This window comes from Nocardia nepalensis (assembly GCF_048910785.1).
GTDB lineage: Bacteria > Actinomycetota > Actinomycetes > Mycobacteriales > Mycobacteriaceae > Nocardia > Nocardia nepalensis.
Genome location: NZ_JBKBET010000020.1, coordinates 361,688 through 380,856 on the forward strand (window position 1 = coordinate 361,688; position 19,169 = coordinate 380,856).

Consider the following 19,169-nt stretch of genomic DNA (forward strand, 5'->3'; position numbering starts at 1 on the left):
TGGCGGCACACCTCAGACCCGGTCCGCGGCCACCGCCGTGAGATGCATGAACGAGATGATGAAGCGGCCGGATTCGGGCACCATGCACACCAGCGTGTCGCCCTCCTTGATCAACCCCTCGGACAGCATTTCGTCGAGAATGATGTAGATGCTGGCGCTGCCGATATTGCCGACTCTGGTGAGGTTGCTGTACCAGTTCACCATCTCACCCCGAGTGATGTCACGGCGCTTGAACTCGCCGATCATCAGCTCCTTCATCCGCTCACTCGAGTAGTGCACCGGATACCAGGTGACCTTCTCGGGATCGAATTTCCCTGCCGCAACAAGTCTTTGATACTCCTGTATGCCGACCTCGACCAGATGCGGGAGCAGCGACAGCTTCTGCCGGATCGCGAGCGCGCCATCGTGCGCGGCCGCCGTGGTGGTCGGATAGTCGCCCCAGGTCTTGGTGCAGGCATTGTCATTGCTGCCGAGAAACATGCACGCCTGTTCGGTATTGGCGTAGGAGGTCAATGAAATCCAGTCGATGCGCAGACTGATCTTGCCCGGCTCCGGTTCGGACCGCAGCACCGCCGCCCCCGCACCGTCGGAGAGCATGTACCGCAGAAATGCGGTTTCCATCGGCAGCGTGCCCTCTTCGATCACCGACTTCATCTCTGCGTACCGGGAACTCTTGAAACCGCGCGAGGCGAATTCACTCGCCACCGCAACGGCATTGCTCTTCTCACCGATCGCGACCTGGAGATAGGCGTCCTTCAACGCCATCATCCCGGAGCTACAGATCCCGTGTGCGGTCATGACTTCCATCGGCGCGTAACCGAGTTCGCCGTGGATCATGCTGGCGTGGCCCGGACCGAGCAGATCGGGCATGGTGGTCGCGGCGGCGAGCATTTCCACTTCGTCCGGGCCGAGACCGGCACGCGCGACGGCCGCGCGCACCGCCTCGGCGGCCATCGCCGCATTCGACATCACCGTCCGCTGGCTTTTATCGATCGCGTAGTGGCGGGTCTTGATACCGCTATTGCCGAGGATCATCTCGCGCAGATCCGCGGACGCGAGACCGGCTTTGCCGATGTAGTCCTCGATTTCGTCATTGGGCACCGGGTCGCCGGGTAGGAAACGGCCGGTCGCGGTGATGTATGCGGTCATTTGTCCGCTCCGTTCAATTCGCGGCGCTCCCGGGTCCCTTCGTGGGCCCGCCCGTCGCCCACCGCCGCCTGGCCCGTCGCTCGCGCCGCCAGCTTCCGCTCGAGCAGGTCGGTGAAGTCCTGGAAGGTGCGCACCGAGGCGATCCGCTCGTCGTCCAGGACGATGCCGTACTTCTTCCGCACAATATCGGCGATGGCGAGCAGGCCAAGCGAATCGATCCCGAGCTCGTTCAACGCCGAATGGCTCTTGATTTCGTCCCGCTCGATACCATAATGCGAATCCAAATAGTCGAATATATCCTTTTGGATTTCGTCTACTATCGACATGCGCTACCCCATTCTGCTGAGATAGGCCCCGCCCGGGAGCCGGGTGAACGGCCTGCACCAAGTCTTGCATCGGCCCCTATGACCGTCAAGATGATCAATCCGAAATGTGTTGTCCGACAGTACAATTCGATTGCGTCAACCCCTATTCAGCAACCCCTATCGGCAGAATTAGCGCCTTGACCGGCCGATGCGCGCGCCGATACAGTTTTCGACATCGCTAATTCTCCGAATCCGCCCGGCGAAAGTGGGCAGCACCATGGTCATGGATCAGCACGACAAGCGCGCGGTCATATTCTCGTACTCGCAGACCGGCCAATTGACCGATACCGTTAGGGCATTCACCGAACCGCTGGTCGCGGCGGGCTGGCATATCCGCCACGTCCCGGTGACACCGGTTCGGCCGTATCCGTTCCCCTGGCCGATCGGAAAATTCTTCGGCGTCTTTCCCGACAGCGTCGACGAACGGGCCGAAATCGCGCTCGACACCTCGGTTTCGGAGCCGCACTCGGCGCCGGACGAGCTGGTCGTGCTGGCCTATCAGGTGTGGTTCCTCGCGCCATCGCTGCCGATGCGCACCCTGCTCAACGCCCATCCCGAGGTATTCGCCGATCGCGATGTGGTGTCGGTGATCGCCTGTCGGAATATGTGGTATTCCGCCGCGGTGGAGGTCGATCGACGCCTGCGCGCGCTCGGGGCCCGGCACCTGGGCGCGGTCGTCGCGACCGACACGCGGCCCCAATTCGTCACGCTGGTCACCACATTGCGCTGGCTGCTGGGCGGTAAGCGCGAGGCGCGTGGGGTTTTCGGCAGAGCCGGTATCGACAAGCGCGAACTCGATCGGGTCCGTGACTGCGGGATCGCCTGGGCCGCGGGAACTCCCGAGATCTCCGGCACGAAGGTCGTGTATCCGATCGCGGGGGCGGACCTGCTGGCCGGTCGAGTATTCCGGCGTTGGGGCAGCCTGATCCGAGCGGCCGCCCGGCGGGGGCGGGTATTGCGCGCCGCCACGTTGACCGCGTTCGCCCTCTGGCTCGGCACCTCACTGCCGTTGCTGCCGCTCGGCGCCCTGCTCGCATTGCCGATGCACCGACGCATCGATCGGGCCATCGACAAAACCTTGGCGGACATCACCGAGCTACGGCACCCCGCCGAATCACCCTCGACGGCAGGCGAACAGGAGACCGACGACCCCCGAATACTCGAGCTGTGCCGGGACGAGTACGTGCTGCTGTTCGACGCCGAGAGCGAATCGACCTGGCTCGACGCCCTCGGCTACGTGCGCATGATGGACACCACCCCGCTCTCGGCGGTGGCGGTCTCCCGCGACGGTGAGCATGCCGACGGCGCGCTCACCGACCCCGCCGGCAAGGTATCGGCGACATACGGGCTCGGCGGCACCACCGCGGTACTGCTGCGCCCCGACGCGTCCGTGGCGGCCGCGCTGCCGGGCACCGACCCGTATCAGGAACTCATCCGCGCCGTAAAGGACGCCACTCGCGACAGCACTCAGACCTCGACCAACTCGCGCTGAATCACGGCGGCGACCTCCCCGACCCGGTCCCAGAGATAAAAATGGCCACCTTGGAAAACCCGCAGCTCGCACGCCCCTGAGGTGTGCGACTGCCAGGCCTCGGCCTCGGCCCGGCTCACCCGCGGATCGCGGTTGCCGACCAGCGCCGTCACCGGACACCTCACCTGAGCGCCGGGCGAGCACCGATAGGTCTCCACGGCCCGGTAGTCGCTGCGGATCGCGGGCAGGAAGGCCGCGGCGATCTCGGGATCGTCGAGCAGTTCGATCCCGGGCCCGCCCAGCAACCGCAGCTCGGTCAGAATTCCGGCGTCCGAACGCAGATGCACCGATTCGGCCCGCACCGTCGACGGCGCCCGCCGTGCCGACGCGAAAATATGCTGTGGCACAACACCTTCGGCCTCCAGCAATCGACCGACCTCGAAGGCGACCACAGCTCCCAGACTGTGCCCGAACAACGCGATCGGCAGATCGGTGCGTTCGAGCACGGCCGGCAGCACGCCCGCCGCCAACTCCGCCACCGTCTCCATGCACGGCTCCCTGCGCCGGTCCTGCCGACCGGGACTCTGCACCGCCAGCACCTCGAATGGCCCGTCGATGGCCCGTGCCAGCGTCGCGAACGAGCTCGCCGAACCACCGGCGTGCGCGAAACAGATCATGCGCGCCAGCGGGCGCGGGTGCGGCCGCAACCGTTGCAGCCAGCGCTCGTGTACGGTCGGCTCGGTCATCTGCCGGTCCACTTCAGCATTTGGTGCTCAGCATGAAGCGCAACTCGGTGCGCCGACGCACCTTCAACTTACGGTATACCCGGGTCAAATGCTGTTCGACGGTGCTGGTGGTGATCTCCAGTTCCTCGGCGATCTCCCTGTTGCGCAAGCCTTTTGCCGCCATCTCGGCCACTCGATGTTCGGCCGCGCTCAATGATCCGACGTCCAGTGCCTCGGCCGCGCGCACCGGCTCTACCGCATCCGACTGGTCACCGGAGAGTCGCCGCGCCAGCGGCTCCGCACCGCAGTGCACGGCCAGGCGCAGCGCCGAACGACGCAGCGATCGGGAACGGTCCACTTCGCCGACCAACTCATAGGTACGCCCGAGATCCGCGAGCACCGTGGCCAATTCGAGCCGATCGTCACTGCGCCGCGCGATCGTCTCCGCCTGCCGCAGCAGCGCGACCCCCTCCGACGGGTCGACGGTGGCGGCGATCAGCCGCAGCGATACGGCACCGGTGCCGTGTCGGCGCGCGTCGCCGAGGCGCATCAGGTGCCGCTCGGCGAATCCGCGCGCCCGGTGCCGGTCACCGGCCACCAGATAGCCGAGCGCGACATCGTTGCGCCATGGCACCAGTGCGGGCAGATCCATACTCCAGCGCCGCATCAGGGAACCACAGAGCTGGAAGTCGAGCAGCGCGTCCTCGACGCGTTCGGTCGCCAGCGCGAGGTGGCCGCGGGCATGCAGATAGGGCAGCGCGAGCCGGGAATCGAACAGGCTCAACGGAACTTCGCGATCCAGCTGGGCCTGCGCCTCGGTATAACGGCCCGCCGCGGTGAGCGCTCGGACATAACACCACAGCGGCCTGCCGACAACGGTGCCGAGATTGCCCGCGGGCACCTGGTTCAGCGCCTGCACCGCGTATCCGGCGGCATCGTCCAATCTGCCTTGGCGCAGCGCGATTTCCGCGCGCAGCCCGGCAAAGATCGCCTGCCAGGTCGGCGAGGTGCGGGCCACCGATTCGGCGAGCAGGGCATCGCACCAAGCGGTCGCGACTTCCAGCTTATCGGCGTAGATAAGGCCCTCCAACGCCGTTGTGAGGGCCTCGACGGTGGCGGAGTCCAATCTATGTCGGTGCAGGATCTGATGTGCCACCGGAACTGTCGCCTCGCGACCGGCGTCCGTGGCGATGGCGGTCAGCAGGTTCGCGGCAACCAGGTGCAGCGATGGCGTCCCGTCGATGCTGTCCTGCGCACGCGGCACCGCCTGGGCGGGGGCGTCCGGGATAGGTTGGCGCAGTGGCAGTTCGGGATAGGTATAGGCGATCCAGGACCGCAGGAAGGTGAGTTCGTCGCGGTGCCGCGCTCGGGCACCGGCGGGCTCGGGTCGCGAATCCCGTTCCAGCAGCAGCCATGCCGCGCGCGCATCGTCCATCCGCCCGTGCCACAGCAGATACCGCACCGCGGCGTGCAGCGCGGGCGCGGACAGGGTGCCCGCGCGCACGGCGGCATGCAGTCTGGCGAAATTCCTGGTGGCCGTCGAGGGATTGACCCGCCATTCGATCGAGGCGAGCACGGCCGCGATCTCGGCCCGGTCGGCCGGGTACACGGCGGTGCGGTAGGCCAGCTCCAAACAGTGCACTGCGCGGTCGATCTCGTCCAATGCCAGTGCTTCGTCGGCGGCGACGCGCAGGATCGCGGGCGCCCATGGATAGCGGGTCTGCCCGGACCGCACCAGATGTTCGGCGACCGTCGCCGCGGGCGCGGCCAGGTCGTACAGGGCGGCCGCGGCGCGATGATGCAACTGCCTGCGGGCATCGACCCGCATCCCGCGCAGTATGCACCGGCCGACCTCCCGATGCCGGAACCGCCCCGCCTCGACAAGTCCGCTCGCGGTCAGTTGCGCGATGACCCGGTCCACCGCCACCGGATCTTGTTGCAGCACGGTGGCTATGGTCTCGATGGCACTCGCCGCGCCGAGCACCGCGATGGCCTCGCCGACCCGCATATGTTCAACACCGCCGCGGCGCAGCCGGTGCACGACGGCCTCACCGATATCGCTGACCGCCTGCCGACCGACATCCTCGCGCAGCGCACCCCGCGCGCCCACCCGAATCGGACCCTCGCATTCCACGGTGAATATATCGTCGGCCAGGGCGGCAGACAGACCGGTCGCCCTGTTTACAACCGGAACGGGTTTGCCGACAACGGGACTCGGATTCTTCCAGGTGGGCGGCGAGGGGCTATCCCGCGCGGGCGGATCGAGTTTTCCCATATTGTGTCCCCGGAGTCGCAGGCGAATTGCATGGCAATGTCACGGCGGCTCTGTCGCAACTGAACACGCATGTGAGTAGCAGATCATCAACTGTCGCTGCATCATTCAGATACCCCAAGGAAACCTCACCCCGAGATTGCTGTCAAGGCAGAGTGAAACAGCAGACGATTCGTAATAGGGGACGCTTTAGGGGTTTCCGCGCCACAACGCCTTTCGCCAAACTCTCAGCATGAGACACAAACGCACCCCGGCTGGTGTTCCGCGCCGGGCCGACCGCGCGGCACCACAATGCTGACCGATTTCGCGGCCGATGTGCTGGTGCGCCGGCACTTCCACGCACCGGCCGCGCGCCCGTCCGGCTGGCACGACGTCTCCGCCGCGACCCTGAGCTCCTATCACCGCAGCGTCCTGCTGACCGACGGCACGGTGACCCGCACCCTGGAGGCGCATGTGCTCGAACCGGTCGAGGCGCGGTGTACCGCCCAGCGAGAGACGACCGCGCTCGCCGATCGCGACGGCTGGCTCGATGTGCCACCCGAGGAAAAAGTGCTGGTACGCAAGGTCGATCTGATCGGGGCCCGCACCGGAACCCGGTATGCCAGAGCCGAATCCCTGATCGCACTCGGACGCCTGCCCGCGGCGTTCTCGACCGCACTGGAGACCGAATCGGCCGGGATCGGCGCCGCACTGCAGACCACATCGTCGGAGTCGTATCGGCAACTGCTGTTCTACGGCCGCACCAGCGACGCCGTCTGCGCCCGGTGTTATCGCATATACATTAACCGCAGACCCGCGCTGGTCATCCGCGAGTGGTTCCTGCGCTGAACTAGCAGGAACCTGCCATTCCGGCCCGCGCCCGGTCGTATCCAAAAGATAAGCGATATAGAGCGATTAATCTTCGACGGCAACCGAGGTGAAAATGTTTCGAACTCAACTACTTCGCCCGGTCCCGATGTTGCTGACCCAGCGCGCGCTGCATTCCGGTGCCGCGATCGCATTCGAGGACCGATTACGGGCCGTCGACTATCGCACACTGGAGGCCCGCACGGCACGAATGGCGGGTCATCTCGTCGCGGCGGGCCTGCGCCCCGCCGATCGTGTTGTGGTCTGTCTCGGAAATCGGGTCGAGTCGGTGGAAACCACCATCGCGGTAATCCGCGCGGGGGGCGTCGGTATCCCGGTGAGCCCGAATCTCGGCGACGACGAATTACGGTGGCTCATCGAGCAGAACCGGCCCGCCGCTCTCTTCGCCACCTCCCTGTCCGAGGGACTCTTACAATCACACCGGCCGCGAGCGCCTTTGACGGTAGTCGTCCCCGAGGACGGCAGCACGACCTCAATTCCGGGGTGGTGCGCACACTTCGAAGATCTGGCGAGCACCGAACCCGCCGCGCTGCCCCGCGACGATTATGGTATCGACGATCCGGCCTGGATTCTCTACACGCGACGCACCCTGGCCCGACCCTCGCAAGTGCTTGCGACCCAGCGCAGTTCGGTCTGGTCGGTACTGTCCTGCTTCCAGCGCATGTTCGCCGGGGGCGGACTACATCCGCTCCCGGTGCCGCTGGCCTACAGCTATGCCCACATCCTGTGTGTCCTCGGCGTCATCGCGCTCGGCGGTAGCGCCCGGCTGGCCGGATTCGCCCCCGACGAAGTGCTCGACCAAGCCGGGCACGACTACACGCTGCTGGCCGGGATCGGCGCGCCCGCGCGGGTGTGTCTCACCGCGGGTCTCGCCGGCGGCCCCGCCGAACTACTGCGCCAGGCGCCATTGCTCAATCTCCTTGTTCCGTAGGCGCCGTCGGTCATGCTGGCGGGGGAACGACCGGTGTGAGCAGCATTCGACCGGCAGCGGCAACGGTTTCCTCGAGGGTGCGCAGCGTCATTCCGAAGAGCAGGCGGTTGTCGCGCTGTATCCAGAGCAGCTGCGTGGTGGCCCAAGCGCTGTCTCGGGCGCTGCTGATGCTGAAACTGCTGAAGATGTGTTTGAGCGCTTCGGCATCCCTGGTCGCCAACTTCAGCAGCGCGGGCTCATATTCCGCCCGGACCTCCGCCTCGATCCTGGCCAACAGTTTGTTGACCTTCAGATAGTCGGCATGTACCGGTTTGGTGTCGGGCGTGGTGGCCCGCTCCTTGCAGGTCTCGACCACCGCGACCGCCAAATCATGATTGATATGGGCATTCATGCCCGCGAGCGCGAACTGCAATGGCCACACGATGCGGTTGGACCGGCAATCGAAGACCGGTTTCCAGACCGGGTTGGGCCGCTTGCCCCGTTTGGCGGCGTCGATCGCGTCGAAATACAGCTGCGCGAAGTTCACATCGAGGCGTTCGACGAATTCCGGGTCCGCGAAGAATCCTTCCGTAATCTGCTGTCCCACCAATTCGGTGACGCGCAGGTACATGTTGTTGAAGCTTGCGACTCCGTCTCGCGGATCGAGTTCGTCCTTGATGGTGCGCATCCGCCGGATGACCTCTTCGACGGGTCCGGGAATCTGGGTAGTCTTCATGATGTCCTCCTCCGCGGGGATCGTTCGTCGTTTCACTACCGGTTCGAAATTCGACACGCCGGTTCATGAGGCGATGCTGCGGGCGCGGCGACAGGCGGCGCGGCTCCGCGATCCAGATGGGTTGCGGCCGTGGACTTATAGCTTCGCGACGTGCGTGTATCGACGTGACCTGCATCGCGAACACCACCCGCCCGCCCTGGTGGCGACGATCTCTTCGCCACCGAGAAGTTCCATATCGAAGCAGCGGCGAGACTTACGGCTCGCACCGGGCGGAGACGGTTGGTTACTACGTGCCTGTATCAAACCGACGCCCCAATTCGACGGCCGACTTCACGTACTGCCCAAATATACTGGCAAGTCACCATACTTACCAGACAACGACGATTTCTCTCAGTCGGACTTCCCCAGGCCGAAAATGCGACTCGCGTTGCCGGACAGGAACAGTTCGCGACATTCGTCGTCCAGGCCGAGATCGTCGAGTCCCGCCAGGGCGCGCTGCGGCGGAATCATCGGATAGTTGGTGCCGAAGAGCACCTTGCCACGGCCGTGAGATTTCAAGTAGGCCACCAGCTCCGGCGGATACCTGCGCACCGTGTATGCCGAGGTATCGATGTAGACATTCGGGTATTTCGTTGCCACCGCGATCATCTCGGTGGTCCACGGATAGCCGATATGCCCGCCGACGATGACCAGCTCCGGAAAATCCAGCGCGACATCGTCGAGATACGGTATCGGGCGGCCGGTTTCGGAGGTGCGCAGCGGGCCGGTGTGCCCGACCTGCGTGCAGAACGGGATGCCCAGTTCGACGCATTCGGCGTAGAGCGGGTAGTAGCGGCGGTCGTTCGGCGGCAGACCCCACAGCCACGGCACAATGCGCAGCGCCTTCATCCCCAGCTCGGTGACCGCGCGGCGCAGTTCCCGCACCGCGACCATGGGCTTGCGCAGGTCGACCGAGGCGACGCCGACCAGCCTGCCCCCGGATTCGGCGACGAATCCGGCGACCTCGTCATTGGAGATCAGCACGCCTTCGGGCCCGTACCAGGCGCTGATCAATGCGGTATCGACGCCGCCCGCATCCATCGCCGCGAGCGTCATCGAGACCGGCGGCGGCTGGTCCGGAATGGTGTCGCCGGTCCAGCGACGCAGCGAATCCAGCATTTCGTGCCGCAGTAGCCGTACCGTCGGATGCTGGGCCCAAGCATCGATGATCGCCATTACGCCACTGTATGACGCCTCAGATGACGAAGGGAATCAATGCCTTTCGATCGGCCGGATAGTCGGCGAACTTCTCCCGGTACCACTTGTGCGTGGCGAAGGCTCGCGGCACCAGATTGCCCGCGGTGATCAAGAAGATGACCACACCCGCCAAGGACCAGGTGAGCAACGCGAATCCGGCCCAGGCGATCAGCTCGGCGAGATAGGCGGGACTGGTGACGAACCGGAAACCGGCACCGTGCGGAATGCGGTACTCGGTCGCGCCCGGATTGTCCTTATCGCGCAGATTGCGCACGATCGACTCCGAGCGGACCAGCAGCGCGAAGCCGCCGAGGTAGATGACCAGACCGATCAGGAAACGCGGATCGGTCAGCCAGTCGGTGCCGTACTGGTGCAGGTAGTCGTGGCTGAACAGCGCGCCGTTGAGGTAGCCGTGCAGCGCGGTGACGAACGTGCCCGCGGCGATCACCGAGACATTGAAGCTGCTGCGCTTGCCGGGGACCTGGCGGATGGACAGCGGGAAGAACCAGCCGCGGTTGCCGTAGTGCAGCACCCAGATGGCGGCCAGCACCAGCGAGGTCGGCTCGAACCGGTCCGGGCCGGTCAGGTAGAACACCACGAAGACCACCGTCGCCGGAATCTCCATCAACCACCAGCCGAGCTTCGGGTTGAGGTTGAAGCCGATCGCGGTGGTGCCGAACCGGCCATACGGACTCTGCGCGAAAAGGCCGCCGATCAGCACGAATGCCGCGAAGGCGAAGGCGATCGCCAGCACGGTGTCGTAGGCGGTGTTGCCGGTGTACCAGTCCATGAGAGTCCTTGTCGAGCCGGGCGCCGAGCGGTTCCGACCGAACCCGCGACACCGAAATTAGAACATGTTCTACCATGTGACGCAGTAGCTAGGAGGAACTGTCATGCCGCTGGATTCCACAGCCGAGGACCTGCTCGCGGCCGTAAAGGCGTCACCACGCGCGGTGGCGGCGCACGACAAGGCGGCCTGGGTGGACCTGTTCGCCGCCGATGCCGCCGTCAACGATCCGGTCGGTTCGCGCCCGCATATCGGCCGCGCGGCGATCGAACGGTTCTATGACACCTTCATCGGCCCGAACACGATCGCCTTCCAGATCGATCACGACTTCGTCGGGCGGTCGACGGTGGTACGCGACCTGCTGATCCGCACCACCATGTCGACCGGCGCCACGGTGACCGTACCGATGCACCTGCGCTACGACCTGGTCGAGGAGGACGGCGTCTGGAAGATCACCCGGCTGGGGGCGCATTGGGAATTGGCCGCGATGATCGTGCGGTTGCTGCGCACCGGCGTGCCCGGACTGGGCGCGGCACTGAAGCTGGGTCCGCAGCTGATCGCCAACCAGGGCTTGGGCGGCATGCTCGGCATGATGCAGGCGCTGCGCGGCATCGGGCGAGCGGGCAAACGCACTGCGGCCGAGGTGTTCGCGGCCGCGGCCGCCACCGATATCGCGCGGGTGCGGCGACTGCTCAGCGATCGCACGATCATCGAACTGCCCGCCGGAACCCGGGTCTCGCTGGAGGAATTCACCAACCGCGCCCGAAATATGCACTGGGACAAACTGATCGCCGCAGGTCGCACGGTAACCGCCAGCATCCGACTCGATTCGGCCCACGGCGTCGCCTTCGTCGAATTCGCCGCCGACACCCGCCAGATCACCGCCATCCGCATCTTCATCCACTCCAGCTAGCCCAGCAGCTCGCCGAGCGCAGTGATATGGCGGTTGAATCCAGCATGTGCGACCACCATTCGACTACGGTCGACGGAACTCCGCGGACCCGAGGCGCGGGACGCGGCACTAGCCGAGCGGCACGGCATCGATGGCACTGCGGACCGCGGCGAGCGCGTCCGGAAGGTCAGCCGGTGCGGGTGATCCCACCGCGATCCGCAATCCATGTGGTACGTGGGCGGTGGTCGCGAAGATATCCGCCGTCGATACCCGCACACCGCGACGCGACAGCTCGGCCGCGACCCGATCCATCCGCTGTAGCGGATCCACCGACAGCCACGCGAAATACGATCGCGGATGGGCGATGACATCCAGACCGGCCAGCTCGCCGCGCAGCACCCGCTGCTGTTGTTCGGCGGCCCGGCGGCTCGCCGCCTCCAGCGCGGTCACCGTGCCGTCGGCCAGCCATCGCGTCGCCACCGCCGCGACGAGGCCGGGCGGACTCGCCATCGCCACGCGCACTGCGTATTTCAGCACGTTCCGCCCGCTCGGCGGCGCGACCAGCATCCCGAACCGCAGCCCCGCGGCCACGCTCTTGGACAGGCTGGAAAGCCAATAGGTGCGCTCCGGCGCCCGGGAAACCAGCGGCGCGGGTGCGGGTGCGGCGAGGAATGCGTAGGAGGCGTCCTCGATGAGCAGCAGATCGTGCGTGCGAGCGATGGCCACCAGATGTTCGCGGGCGGCGTCGTCGAGCACCCAACCCAGCGGATTGTGCAGCGTCGGCATCGAATACACGGCCCGGACCCGGCGTCGACGGCACAGCTCGGCGAGGGCGGCGAGATCGGGTCCGGTCGGCGAAACCGGCACCGGAGCCAGCTCGACGCGGTGCGCCTGCGCGAGCATCTTGAAGCCGGGATAGGTGAGCGCGTCGACCGCGACGACGTCACCGGGTGCAAGCACCGAGCGCACAATGAGATCCAGGCCGTGCTGGACGCCGCCGGTGAGGAATATCCGATCGGGATCGGCGTCTATGCCGCGCTGCGCCAGAAACGCCGCCGCTACTTCGCGATCCCGTGGGCGCCCGCCGGGAGGTTGTTGCCGCAGTAGGGCATCCAGGTCGCCGGCACCCGCGAGATCGCGCAGCGCACCGCGCAAGAGCTCGGCCCGGCGTGGCGACATCGGTTGGGTGACAGACAGATCCGCCGACACCGTATCGGGTCCGGGCCCGTACTCGGCGGGCACCAACCGGATCGAGCGGTCCCGGACGAAGGTGCCACGGCCCGGCTCGCCGACCGCCAAACCGAGCCGCTGGAGTTCGGTGAACACCCGGGTCGCCGTGGCCACCGCGATGCCGCACTCGGCCGCCAGTGCCCGGTGGGTGGGCAGGCGTTCGCCCGGCGACCAGCGTCCGGCGCGAATCTGCGCCGCGATCTGGGCGGCGACCTCCCGATACGACGACATCACCCGACTGTACCTAGGACAATTTCTTGAATGTCCTGGACCGCTCTTCCTAAGGTCACGTCCATGACGACGACGACACCGGAGCTGTCCGTGCTGGAATTCCTGCGCAGGCAGGTCGCCGGGCTGCCCACCGCCGGGCTGCACTGCCGGTTCCGCTATCCGACCGCCATCTCCCGGACCCTCGGCATCCGACTGGTCGATATCGAACACGGCTGCGCCACTGTCGAATTGGACGTGGACGCCGAGATCCACGGCAACCAGCAGGGCACCGTGCACGGCGGGTTGATCACCGAACTGGCCGATGCCGCGATCGGGACCGCGCACTCCACCGTGGTCGGGGCCGACGAATCGTTCACCAGCATCGACCTGCGCACCGTATTCCTGCGCCCGGTCTGGCGGGATACCCTGCGCGCCACCGCACGACCGAGCCACTGCGGACGCACCATCACCCACTACACCTGCGAGGTGGTCCGCGGCGACGGCAAACAGGTCGCCACAGTCACCAGCGTTGTCACCACGCTACGCGGCAACCGATCCCTCGGCCGCTGACTCCATGGGCAGCGCCGTGGTCGTTTCGGGCCGAGCCGCTTCGGTCCAGCCGGGCGGACCGAAGATGTAGCCGAGACGGCCCTTCCACGTATTCGCGTGGCGCACATCGCTGATCAGTGCGCCGAGTTCGTGATAGTTGACCTTCAGCGGGTTGTCGGTGCCGATGTTCTTGGTGAGGCCGTAGCGAATGGGTTCGCTCTGCGCGGCGAAACTGCCGAACATGCGGTCCCAGACGATGAAGACGCCGCCGTAGTTCTTGTCGATATAGGGCTGATTCGAGCCGTGGTGGATCCGGTGGTGGGCCGGGGTATTGAACAGGAATTCGATCGGGCGCGGCAGGGTATCGATGCGCTGGGTGTGGATCGGGAACTGGTAGAGCAGCCCGATGGTCTGCAGCAGGAAGATCATCCACGGCGGCAGGCCGATCAAGGCCGCTGGCACCCAGGCGAATCCGCGCACGATGCTGGCCGCGGGATGCACCCACGGCAGGCGGATGGCGGTGGAGAGATTGAAGTACTGACTGGAGTGGTGCACGCTGTGCGCGGTCCACAGCAGCCGGACCCGATGGTCGGCGCGATGCGCCCAGTAGTAGCAGAAATCGGTGACGACCAGCCCGAGAACCCACACCCACCAGGTGCGCGGCGATAGGTGCAGCGGCGTGATGGCGGCGGCGAGCACCACCGCCGAGAACGGAATCAGGTACTGCGTCACCGGCTTCAGGAATCGGCCGAGCAGGTAGGTGGTGATATTGGAGGCCATGTCCCGCCCGGAGTGGCCGTTGGCCGGGCGATCCGGATCGCGGCGGTAGTCGATCCACTCCACGAACATGAGTACGGCAAACGCCGGTATGGCGTATATGAACAACTGCGCACCGTTCACAATGTCTCCTCCGCTCTGCGTACACCGTCACGTTACGGGCGCTGGCCTGGGCAAACATCGCGCTGGCGAGGGATCGGCCGTCCCTCGCGCGGGGGATGCACCGCGCCGCGTATCCGGGCAGAGTGCGGTCGAGGGCATAGAGACCAATGCTGGGTAGGATCGCCCGCGGACGGCTCGACCTGGACTGTCGGACGGCGCGAAGGTGGTGGCGAACTGTTGGATGTGAGCAGATCGCTGGCTCGCCAATCGCTGGTGGTCGCGGTGGCGGCGGCGGCCGTCGATGCCTCGATGCTGGCGCTGAACGGGATCTTCTCGGTGGCGCCGTGGCAGGCCGCCGCGGTGCTGATCGGGATCGTCGCGGCCGATCTGGCGCTGGCCGCGCCGCCGCGCACCGCGGGTGCGGTGGCCGTGATCCAGGTGGCGCTGCGGCTGGTGGAGGCGGTGATGCTGCACCGGCACGGATTCGCAGCCCGGTTCGCCGATGTCGGATTCCTGGTGGCCGGATATCGGGCCGGAGCCTGGATGGTCGGCCCGAAATCGGTGGCGACAGTCATCACTCTGTGCACGGGCTTCACGGCCGCCCATCTGCTCGTCGGCAGCAATACCTCACACGATTGGCGGCTGTTGCTGGCCTCGACGGTATCGGCCGGGGTGGTGCCGTGGCTGGTCGGCCGATACACGGCGGCCCGGGGCGCCTATATCGCCGATCTCGAGCAGCAGGCCAAACTGCGCGAGCAGGAGCAGCGGACCGCGCTGGCCCGCGCCGTGGCCGAGGAACGTGCCGCCATTGCCCGAGATCTGCACGATGTGATCTCCCATCACGTCAGTGCCATCGGCATCCATGCCGGTGCGGCCCGAATGGCCATGGCCGACACCGGCAATGCCGCGGCCACCCGCTCGCTGATCGCGGTGGAATCGAGCAGCCGGGCGGCCATGGTCGACCTGCGGCGCCAACTCGATCTGTTGCACGGGCGCGAGGAGGACGGTCAGCGACAGCCCGGACTCGCCGATATCGATGACCTGCTGGAACGCGTGCGCGCGGCCGGTCTGGCCGTCGAATTCACCGTGCGCGGTGCCGCGGTCGAGCTGCCGGATTCGCTGAACCTGACGCTGTATCGCATCGTGCAGGAGATGCTGACCAACGCCCTGCGCCACGGTGACGGCGTACACGCGGACCTGCTCGTCGACTACCGGCCGAATCGCGTGGTACTGGAGACGGTCAACCCGCTCGCCGACACCACCGACGTGGACGACGCGGCCGAGCACCGCGGCCTCGGCGGTATCCGCCAGCGCGCCGAATTATTCGGCGGCGAGCTGCGATTCGGTCCCGACAGCACCCAAACTCATTGGCACACAACGGTTTCCCTGCCGATCGGAGGATCGTGAACGCACCGGTCCGCGTGCTGATCGCCGACGACCACAGCATGTTCCGCTCCGGACTGCGCGCCGTGGTCGACAGTCAACCCGATCTCGAATGCATCGCCGAGGTCGGCGACGGCCGCGACGCGATCGCCGAAACCGCCCGGCTGCGACCGGATGTCGCGATCCTGGACGTGCGGATGCCGAAGCTGGACGGGCTCGCGGCCACCTCGGCCATTGTCGCGGCGGGCGGCACCCGCGTCCTGGTGCTCACCACCTATGACAGCGAAGCCAACCTCTACCGCGCGCTCCAGGCGGGAGCGAGCGGATTCCTGCTGAAGAGCCTGCCGCCGGAAGAGTTGGTGGCCGCCATCCGCATCGCGGCCCGCGGCGACGCGCTGATCGATCCGTCCATGACGCGACGCCTGATGGCACGCTTCGCCGGCACGCTCGCGCCGCCGAAAGCCCCGCCGGAGGTGGATCAGCTCACCGCACGCGAGCGAGAAGTGTTGCTGCTCTTGGCCGATGCCCGCAGCAATGCCGAGATCGCCGCGGCCCTCGGGGTCGGCGAAGAGACGGTCAAGACGCACGTGTCCCGGGTGCTCGCGAAACTCGGTGTGCGCGATCGCATTCACGCGGTGGTGTACGCGCACAAGCACGGTCTGGTCTCACCCTAGAACGCCTGGGCTCCCCAGACGGCATGCGCGCCGGAATCCCCGACCCGGTAGACCTGCACGATCGCCGCACTGCCCGCGGCGATCGCCAGCACCGCGACCAGCACGGTAATGACGCGGGCCACCGGCCGCCCGCGCTCGGCTCGCAGGTGCACGACAATGAGCAAGGCCGCGACGAGCAGTAGCGGCACCACGAAATAGATCATCATGTTGCCCCGGTCCGCGTGCACATCGATCGCGGGTGAGCCGCCGAGCTTGTGCTGTAGCCATTCCCCCGCCTCCGTTGTCACCGGCGTCAGCGCGACGGTGATCGCGGCCAGCGCCGTGACCAGCCAGATCAACCGACGGCGCGCCGCGGGCCACAGTGCCGACAAAATCAGCAGACCCGCGGTCAGCGGCACGAATACGACAATGACGTGTACCAGCAGCACATGGGCGGGTAGACCGTTGATCGTCGACATGAGGCGCGCTCCTGGAGTTATCGACCGCCGTGGCGGTGCCGGCCCGAGTATCTCCCTCACCTCACGGTGCACCGCGCCGACGGGTTCATCCGGGCACGTGCGTGCGACCATTGGCCGCCGCGATGTAGTCCACGACGTGGTGCAGATCCGGATACAGCCGGTGTGCGAGTCGCCGGGTTTCCTCGGTCGGCCGCACCAGGTCGGGCACCAGGATGCAGCGCAGTCCAGCGGCGTGTGCGGCACGAAGACCATTGGTCGAATCCTCCAGCGCCAAGGTGCCGGGCAGGTCCGCGCCCAGCGCCGCGGCCGCCGTCAGATACGGCTCCGGATCCGGTTTCCCGCGCACCACATCCTGGCGGGTGACCACGGCGTCGAACCGATCGGCGATGCCGGCCAGCCGCAAATGGTGGTCGGCACGGTCCCGGGACGAGGAGGTCGCGATCGCCTTCGGAATGCCTTGCCGGTCAAGGACATCCAGCAAGGCGATGGCCCCCGGCTTGGTCGTCAGCTGCCCGGCGTCGACCAGCCGACGCAGATGCACCTCGTGCAGTTCGAAGTACCGCTCCAGCGGAAAGCCGGAACCGTATGCGGCCGAGGCGAGTTCGCGACAGCGGTCGGCTGGCACGCCGATCATGGTGCGACAGAACTCGAGCGACATCCGGTATCCGATTTCGGCGCCCGCACTGACCAGCGACTCCATCGCCAGCCGCTCCGAGTCGATCAGCAGTCCGTCCATATCGAAAACGACAGCCCGCACAGCTGATTCGGTCACTCGACACTCCCTTCGAACTCCGGCGACAGCCTGCGCCGCACCGTGGCCCGCACTCCGTCGCGCGCCAGTTCGGCCAGCGCGTCGCCGACCTGCCGGTGTAGACGTTCCCGGTCCGGCAGCGGCCCGAAGACATCGGTGCGCTGCAGGAACGCCTGGGCGGACCAGTGCGGGTCCGCGGCGTCCACCAGCGGGGTCAGTGAATTCTCGCGCGGGTCGATCAATTCCATCACGGCATCGGCGGCCCGGCTCGCGGTGAACCACCGGATCCACGCCGCGATCAGCAGGATCGCGCCCGGCGTCGGCCGATCCGCCGCGATGTTGTCGCACAGGGCGGCGACGACCCTGGCCACCATCTTGTCCGAACCATTGCGCCCGACCCTGGTCAGGTCCTGGCAGATGGCGGGATTGCGGAACCGGCGCATCAGCTCGTCCACGGTCCGCGCCAGTTCGGCGGGCGGCAGTGCCAGTGTCGGTCCTTGTTCGCACACCATGAACTGCCTGGCCAGGGCGCCGAGCACCGGATCGGCGCTGGCCTCGGCGATGGTGCGATATCCGGCAAGACCGCCCAGATAGGCCAACAGCATATGGGTGCCGTTGAGCAGGCGCAGCTTGGCCAGCTCGTGGTCGGTGACATCGGAGACGAAGCGCGCGCCCGCGAGCTCCCAGTCCGGGCGTTCGCCGTCGAAATCCTCGATGGTCCAGGTCATGAACGGTTCGGCCGATACCGGCGTGCGATCCTCCAAGCCGCCCAACCAGTTTCGGGCCGCGGCCGGGTCGGCGGGGGTGGCCGGTTGCACGATGCGGTCGACGACGCTGTTGGGGAATTGGACATTGCGCGCGATCCAGTCGGCCAGGTGATCGTCGTGCAGGGCCGCGAAATCGATGACGGCCCCGCGCAACTTACTGCCGTTGCCGCACATATTGTCGCAGCTCAGCACCACCGGCGGCGGACCGCCGCGGCGGCGAACGGCGGCCAGCCCGTGCGCGAGCATGCCGACCGGCGATTCCGGGCGACGCGGATGCCGCAGGTCGTGGTGGACCGATCGGCAGTCGGCGTCGAGTCGTCCGGTGACCGGCGAGACGCCGTATCCGCCCGCGGTGACGGTCAGCGTGACGAGCTTGATATCCGGGTGCGCGATGCGTTTCGGGATACCGATCGGATCCGATGGCGCGTGCACCGCCTCGGTGATAGCGCCGACCACCTCGACGCTGGCCTGCCCGTTATCGTGCAGCAGGGTGGTGTAGAGGTTGTCCTGTGCACGCAGCGCGTCGACGACCGTCGGTCGCTTCATGGCCACCGCGGCGATGCCCCAGCGTGGGTCCGAGCAGGCGTCGATGGCGTGCTGGGTCGCCAGGGCCTGATGTGCGCGGTGGAAGGATCCGCAGCCCAGGTGCAGGATCCCGGTGGCGAGGCTGCGCGGCGCGAACCCTGGGCGGGCCACGCCGACGGGCAGCCGCCCGAGCGTATTCGCGGAAAGTCGGGGAGCGAATTCGGTTTGTCTGGATGGCGTGTTTTTCATCAGCACACGCATGCATGCCTCCGTCTGTCCGATAGGAAAAGGTCGATCGGCAGCGCATAATTCACGCCGAATCGGACGCCTTTC

General features: G+C 66.6%; 19 protein-coding genes. 7 read left to right on the top strand and 12 right to left on the bottom strand.

The window, feature by feature from the left end; translation table 11 throughout:
• Positions 1 to 12: 12 nt before the first annotated feature.
• Both ACHQ4I_RS12840 and ACHQ4I_RS12845 read right to left on the bottom strand, forming a co-directional pair.
• Positions 13 to 1,149, bottom strand: coding sequence for a 3-oxoacyl-[acyl-carrier-protein] synthase III C-terminal domain-containing protein (locus ACHQ4I_RS12840; RefSeq protein WP_420771935.1), 1,137 nt, complete (start codon positions 1,147 to 1,149; stop codon positions 13 to 15).
• Complete coding sequence (locus tag ACHQ4I_RS12845) at positions 1,146 to 1,433, bottom strand: acyl carrier protein (RefSeq protein WP_420771936.1); 288 nt, start codon at positions 1,431 to 1,433, stop codon at positions 1,146 to 1,148. The genes ACHQ4I_RS12840 and ACHQ4I_RS12845 overlap by 4 nt, the downstream gene beginning before the upstream one ends.
• 304 nt (positions 1,434 to 1,737) lie before the next feature.
• On the opposite strand from ACHQ4I_RS12845, the gene ACHQ4I_RS12850 reads away from it, so the two are divergent.
• The gene (locus ACHQ4I_RS12850; RefSeq protein ID WP_420771937.1) at positions 1,738 to 3,006 is read left to right on the top strand and encodes a hypothetical protein; all 1,269 of its coding nucleotides are present in this window, start codon (positions 1,738 to 1,740) and stop codon (positions 3,004 to 3,006) included.
• Here ACHQ4I_RS12850 and ACHQ4I_RS12855 read toward each other — a convergent pair.
• Both ACHQ4I_RS12855 and ACHQ4I_RS12860 read right to left on the bottom strand, forming a co-directional pair.
• Entirely contained in the window at positions 2,982 to 3,731 is a 750-nt protein-coding gene (locus ACHQ4I_RS12855) for a thioesterase II family protein (protein WP_420771938.1), read from the bottom strand. The genes ACHQ4I_RS12850 and ACHQ4I_RS12855 overlap by 25 nt on opposite strands.
• A gap of 13 nt (positions 3,732 to 3,744) precedes the next feature.
• The gene (locus ACHQ4I_RS12860) at positions 3,745 to 5,985 is read right to left on the bottom strand and encodes a helix-turn-helix transcriptional regulator (protein ID WP_420771939.1); all 2,241 of its coding nucleotides are present in this window, start codon (positions 5,983 to 5,985) and stop codon (positions 3,745 to 3,747) included.
• A 288-nt stretch (positions 5,986 to 6,273) separates the two neighbouring features.
• On the opposite strand from ACHQ4I_RS12860, the gene ACHQ4I_RS12865 reads away from it, so the two are divergent.
• Together ACHQ4I_RS12865 and ACHQ4I_RS12870 are read left to right on the top strand one after the other, a co-directional pair.
• Positions 6,274 to 6,810 (top strand): chorismate--pyruvate lyase family protein, encoded by a 537-nt coding sequence (locus tag ACHQ4I_RS12865; RefSeq protein WP_420771940.1) that lies wholly within the window; start codon positions 6,274 to 6,276, stop codon positions 6,808 to 6,810.
• A gap of 94 nt (positions 6,811 to 6,904) precedes the next feature.
• Positions 6,905 to 7,780 (top strand): AMP-binding protein, encoded by an 876-nt coding sequence (locus tag ACHQ4I_RS12870; protein WP_420771941.1) that lies wholly within the window; start codon positions 6,905 to 6,907, stop codon positions 7,778 to 7,780.
• A 10-nt stretch (positions 7,781 to 7,790) separates the two neighbouring features.
• Here ACHQ4I_RS12870 and ACHQ4I_RS12875 read toward each other — a convergent pair whose 3' ends face one another.
• From ACHQ4I_RS12875 to ACHQ4I_RS12885, 3 genes are all read right to left on the bottom strand, one after another.
• On the bottom strand, positions 7,791 to 8,495 hold the full coding sequence (locus tag ACHQ4I_RS12875; RefSeq protein ID WP_420771942.1) for a DUF5995 family protein: 705 nt from the start codon (positions 8,493 to 8,495) through the stop codon (positions 7,791 to 7,793).
• Between the two features lie 390 nt (positions 8,496 to 8,885).
• Positions 8,886 to 9,710: an amidohydrolase family protein gene (locus tag ACHQ4I_RS12880; protein WP_420771943.1), complete on the bottom strand. Its 825-nt coding sequence runs from the start codon at positions 9,708 to 9,710 to the stop codon at positions 8,886 to 8,888.
• A gap of 19 nt (positions 9,711 to 9,729) precedes the next feature.
• Positions 9,730 to 10,521: a phosphatidylethanolamine N-methyltransferase family domain-containing protein gene (locus tag ACHQ4I_RS12885; RefSeq protein WP_420771944.1), complete on the bottom strand. Its 792-nt coding sequence runs from the start codon at positions 10,519 to 10,521 to the stop codon at positions 9,730 to 9,732.
• A 103-nt stretch (positions 10,522 to 10,624) separates the two neighbouring features.
• Between ACHQ4I_RS12885 and ACHQ4I_RS12890 the strand changes: the two genes are divergently transcribed.
• Positions 10,625 to 11,431 (top strand): nuclear transport factor 2 family protein, encoded by an 807-nt coding sequence (locus ACHQ4I_RS12890; RefSeq protein WP_420771945.1) that lies wholly within the window; start codon positions 10,625 to 10,627, stop codon positions 11,429 to 11,431.
• A 108-nt stretch (positions 11,432 to 11,539) separates the two neighbouring features.
• On the opposite strand, the gene ACHQ4I_RS12895 is transcribed toward ACHQ4I_RS12890, so the two are convergent.
• Entirely contained in the window at positions 11,540 to 12,871 is a 1,332-nt protein-coding gene (locus ACHQ4I_RS12895) for an aminotransferase-like domain-containing protein (RefSeq protein WP_420771946.1), read from the bottom strand.
• Positions 12,872 to 12,934: 63 nt separating this feature from the next.
• Between ACHQ4I_RS12895 and ACHQ4I_RS12900 the strand changes: the two genes are divergently transcribed.
• Entirely contained in the window at positions 12,935 to 13,420 is a 486-nt protein-coding gene (locus ACHQ4I_RS12900) for a PaaI family thioesterase (RefSeq protein ID WP_420771947.1), read from the top strand.
• On the opposite strand, the gene ACHQ4I_RS12905 is transcribed toward ACHQ4I_RS12900, so the two are convergent.
• A complete protein-coding gene (locus tag ACHQ4I_RS12905) occupies positions 13,391 to 14,299 on the bottom strand; it encodes a sterol desaturase family protein (protein WP_420771948.1) in 909 nt (302 codons plus the stop codon). The genes ACHQ4I_RS12900 and ACHQ4I_RS12905 overlap by 30 nt on opposite strands.
• A 222-nt stretch (positions 14,300 to 14,521) precedes the next feature.
• On the opposite strand from ACHQ4I_RS12905, the gene ACHQ4I_RS12910 reads away from it, so the two are divergent.
• Positions 14,522 to 15,685: a sensor histidine kinase gene (locus ACHQ4I_RS12910; RefSeq protein ID WP_420772668.1), complete on the top strand. Its 1,164-nt coding sequence runs from the start codon at positions 14,522 to 14,524 to the stop codon at positions 15,683 to 15,685.
• Complete coding sequence (locus tag ACHQ4I_RS12915) at positions 15,682 to 16,335, top strand: response regulator (protein ID WP_420771949.1); 654 nt, start codon at positions 15,682 to 15,684, stop codon at positions 16,333 to 16,335. Before ACHQ4I_RS12910 ends, ACHQ4I_RS12915 begins: the two co-directional genes overlap by 4 nt.
• Here the strand turns inward: ACHQ4I_RS12915 and ACHQ4I_RS12920 are convergent.
• The 3 genes from ACHQ4I_RS12920 to ACHQ4I_RS12930 form a co-directional block, all read right to left on the bottom strand.
• Positions 16,332 to 16,793, bottom strand: coding sequence for a DUF2231 domain-containing protein (locus tag ACHQ4I_RS12920; RefSeq protein ID WP_420771950.1), 462 nt, complete (start codon positions 16,791 to 16,793; stop codon positions 16,332 to 16,334). The genes ACHQ4I_RS12915 and ACHQ4I_RS12920 overlap by 4 nt on opposite strands.
• Before the next feature lie 85 nt (positions 16,794 to 16,878).
• Positions 16,879 to 17,565 (bottom strand): HAD family hydrolase, encoded by a 687-nt coding sequence (locus ACHQ4I_RS12925; RefSeq protein WP_420771951.1) that lies wholly within the window; start codon positions 17,563 to 17,565, stop codon positions 16,879 to 16,881.
• Positions 17,562 to 19,097: a mannitol dehydrogenase family protein gene (locus ACHQ4I_RS12930; RefSeq protein WP_420771952.1), complete on the bottom strand. Its 1,536-nt coding sequence runs from the start codon at positions 19,095 to 19,097 to the stop codon at positions 17,562 to 17,564. Before ACHQ4I_RS12930 ends, ACHQ4I_RS12925 begins: the two co-directional genes overlap by 4 nt.
• Between the last annotated feature and the right edge of the window lie 72 nt (positions 19,098 to 19,169).

What these genes read in the sequence shown, in the direction of transcription:
- ACHQ4I_RS12840 (WP_420771935.1), bottom strand. Translation starts at nt 1,149, where the DNA reads ATGACCGCATACATCACCGCGACCGGCCGTTTCCTACCCGGCGACCCG.
- ACHQ4I_RS12850 (WP_420771937.1), top strand. Translation starts at nt 1,738, where the DNA reads ATGGATCAGCACGACAAGCGCGCGGTCATATTCTCGTACTCGCAGACC.
- ACHQ4I_RS12855 (WP_420771938.1), bottom strand. Translation starts at nt 3,731, where the DNA reads ATGACCGAGCCGACCGTACACGAGCGCTGGCTGCAACGGTTGCGGCCG.
- ACHQ4I_RS12860 (WP_420771939.1), bottom strand. Translation starts at nt 5,985, where the DNA reads ATGGGAAAACTCGATCCGCCCGCGCGGGATAGCCCCTCGCCGCCCACC.
- ACHQ4I_RS12865 (WP_420771940.1), top strand. Translation starts at nt 6,274, where the DNA reads ATGCTGACCGATTTCGCGGCCGATGTGCTGGTGCGCCGGCACTTCCAC.
- ACHQ4I_RS12870 (WP_420771941.1), top strand. Translation starts at nt 6,905, where the DNA reads ATGTTTCGAACTCAACTACTTCGCCCGGTCCCGATGTTGCTGACCCAG.
- ACHQ4I_RS12875 (WP_420771942.1), bottom strand. Translation starts at nt 8,495, where the DNA reads ATGAAGACTACCCAGATTCCCGGACCCGTCGAAGAGGTCATCCGGCGG.
- ACHQ4I_RS12880 (WP_420771943.1), bottom strand. Translation starts at nt 9,710, where the DNA reads ATGGCGATCATCGATGCTTGGGCCCAGCATCCGACGGTACGGCTACTG.
- ACHQ4I_RS12885 (WP_420771944.1), bottom strand. Translation starts at nt 10,521, where the DNA reads ATGGACTGGTACACCGGCAACACCGCCTACGACACCGTGCTGGCGATC.
- ACHQ4I_RS12890 (WP_420771945.1), top strand. Translation starts at nt 10,625, where the DNA reads ATGCCGCTGGATTCCACAGCCGAGGACCTGCTCGCGGCCGTAAAGGCG.
- ACHQ4I_RS12895 (WP_420771946.1), bottom strand. Translation starts at nt 12,871, where the DNA reads ATGTCGTCGTATCGGGAGGTCGCCGCCCAGATCGCGGCGCAGATTCGC.
- ACHQ4I_RS12900 (WP_420771947.1), top strand. Translation starts at nt 12,935, where the DNA reads ATGACGACGACGACACCGGAGCTGTCCGTGCTGGAATTCCTGCGCAGG.
- ACHQ4I_RS12920 (WP_420771950.1), bottom strand. Translation starts at nt 16,793, where the DNA reads ATGTCGACGATCAACGGTCTACCCGCCCATGTGCTGCTGGTACACGTC.
- ACHQ4I_RS12930 (WP_420771952.1), bottom strand. Translation starts at nt 19,097, where the DNA reads ATGCGTGTGCTGATGAAAAACACGCCATCCAGACAAACCGAATTCGCT.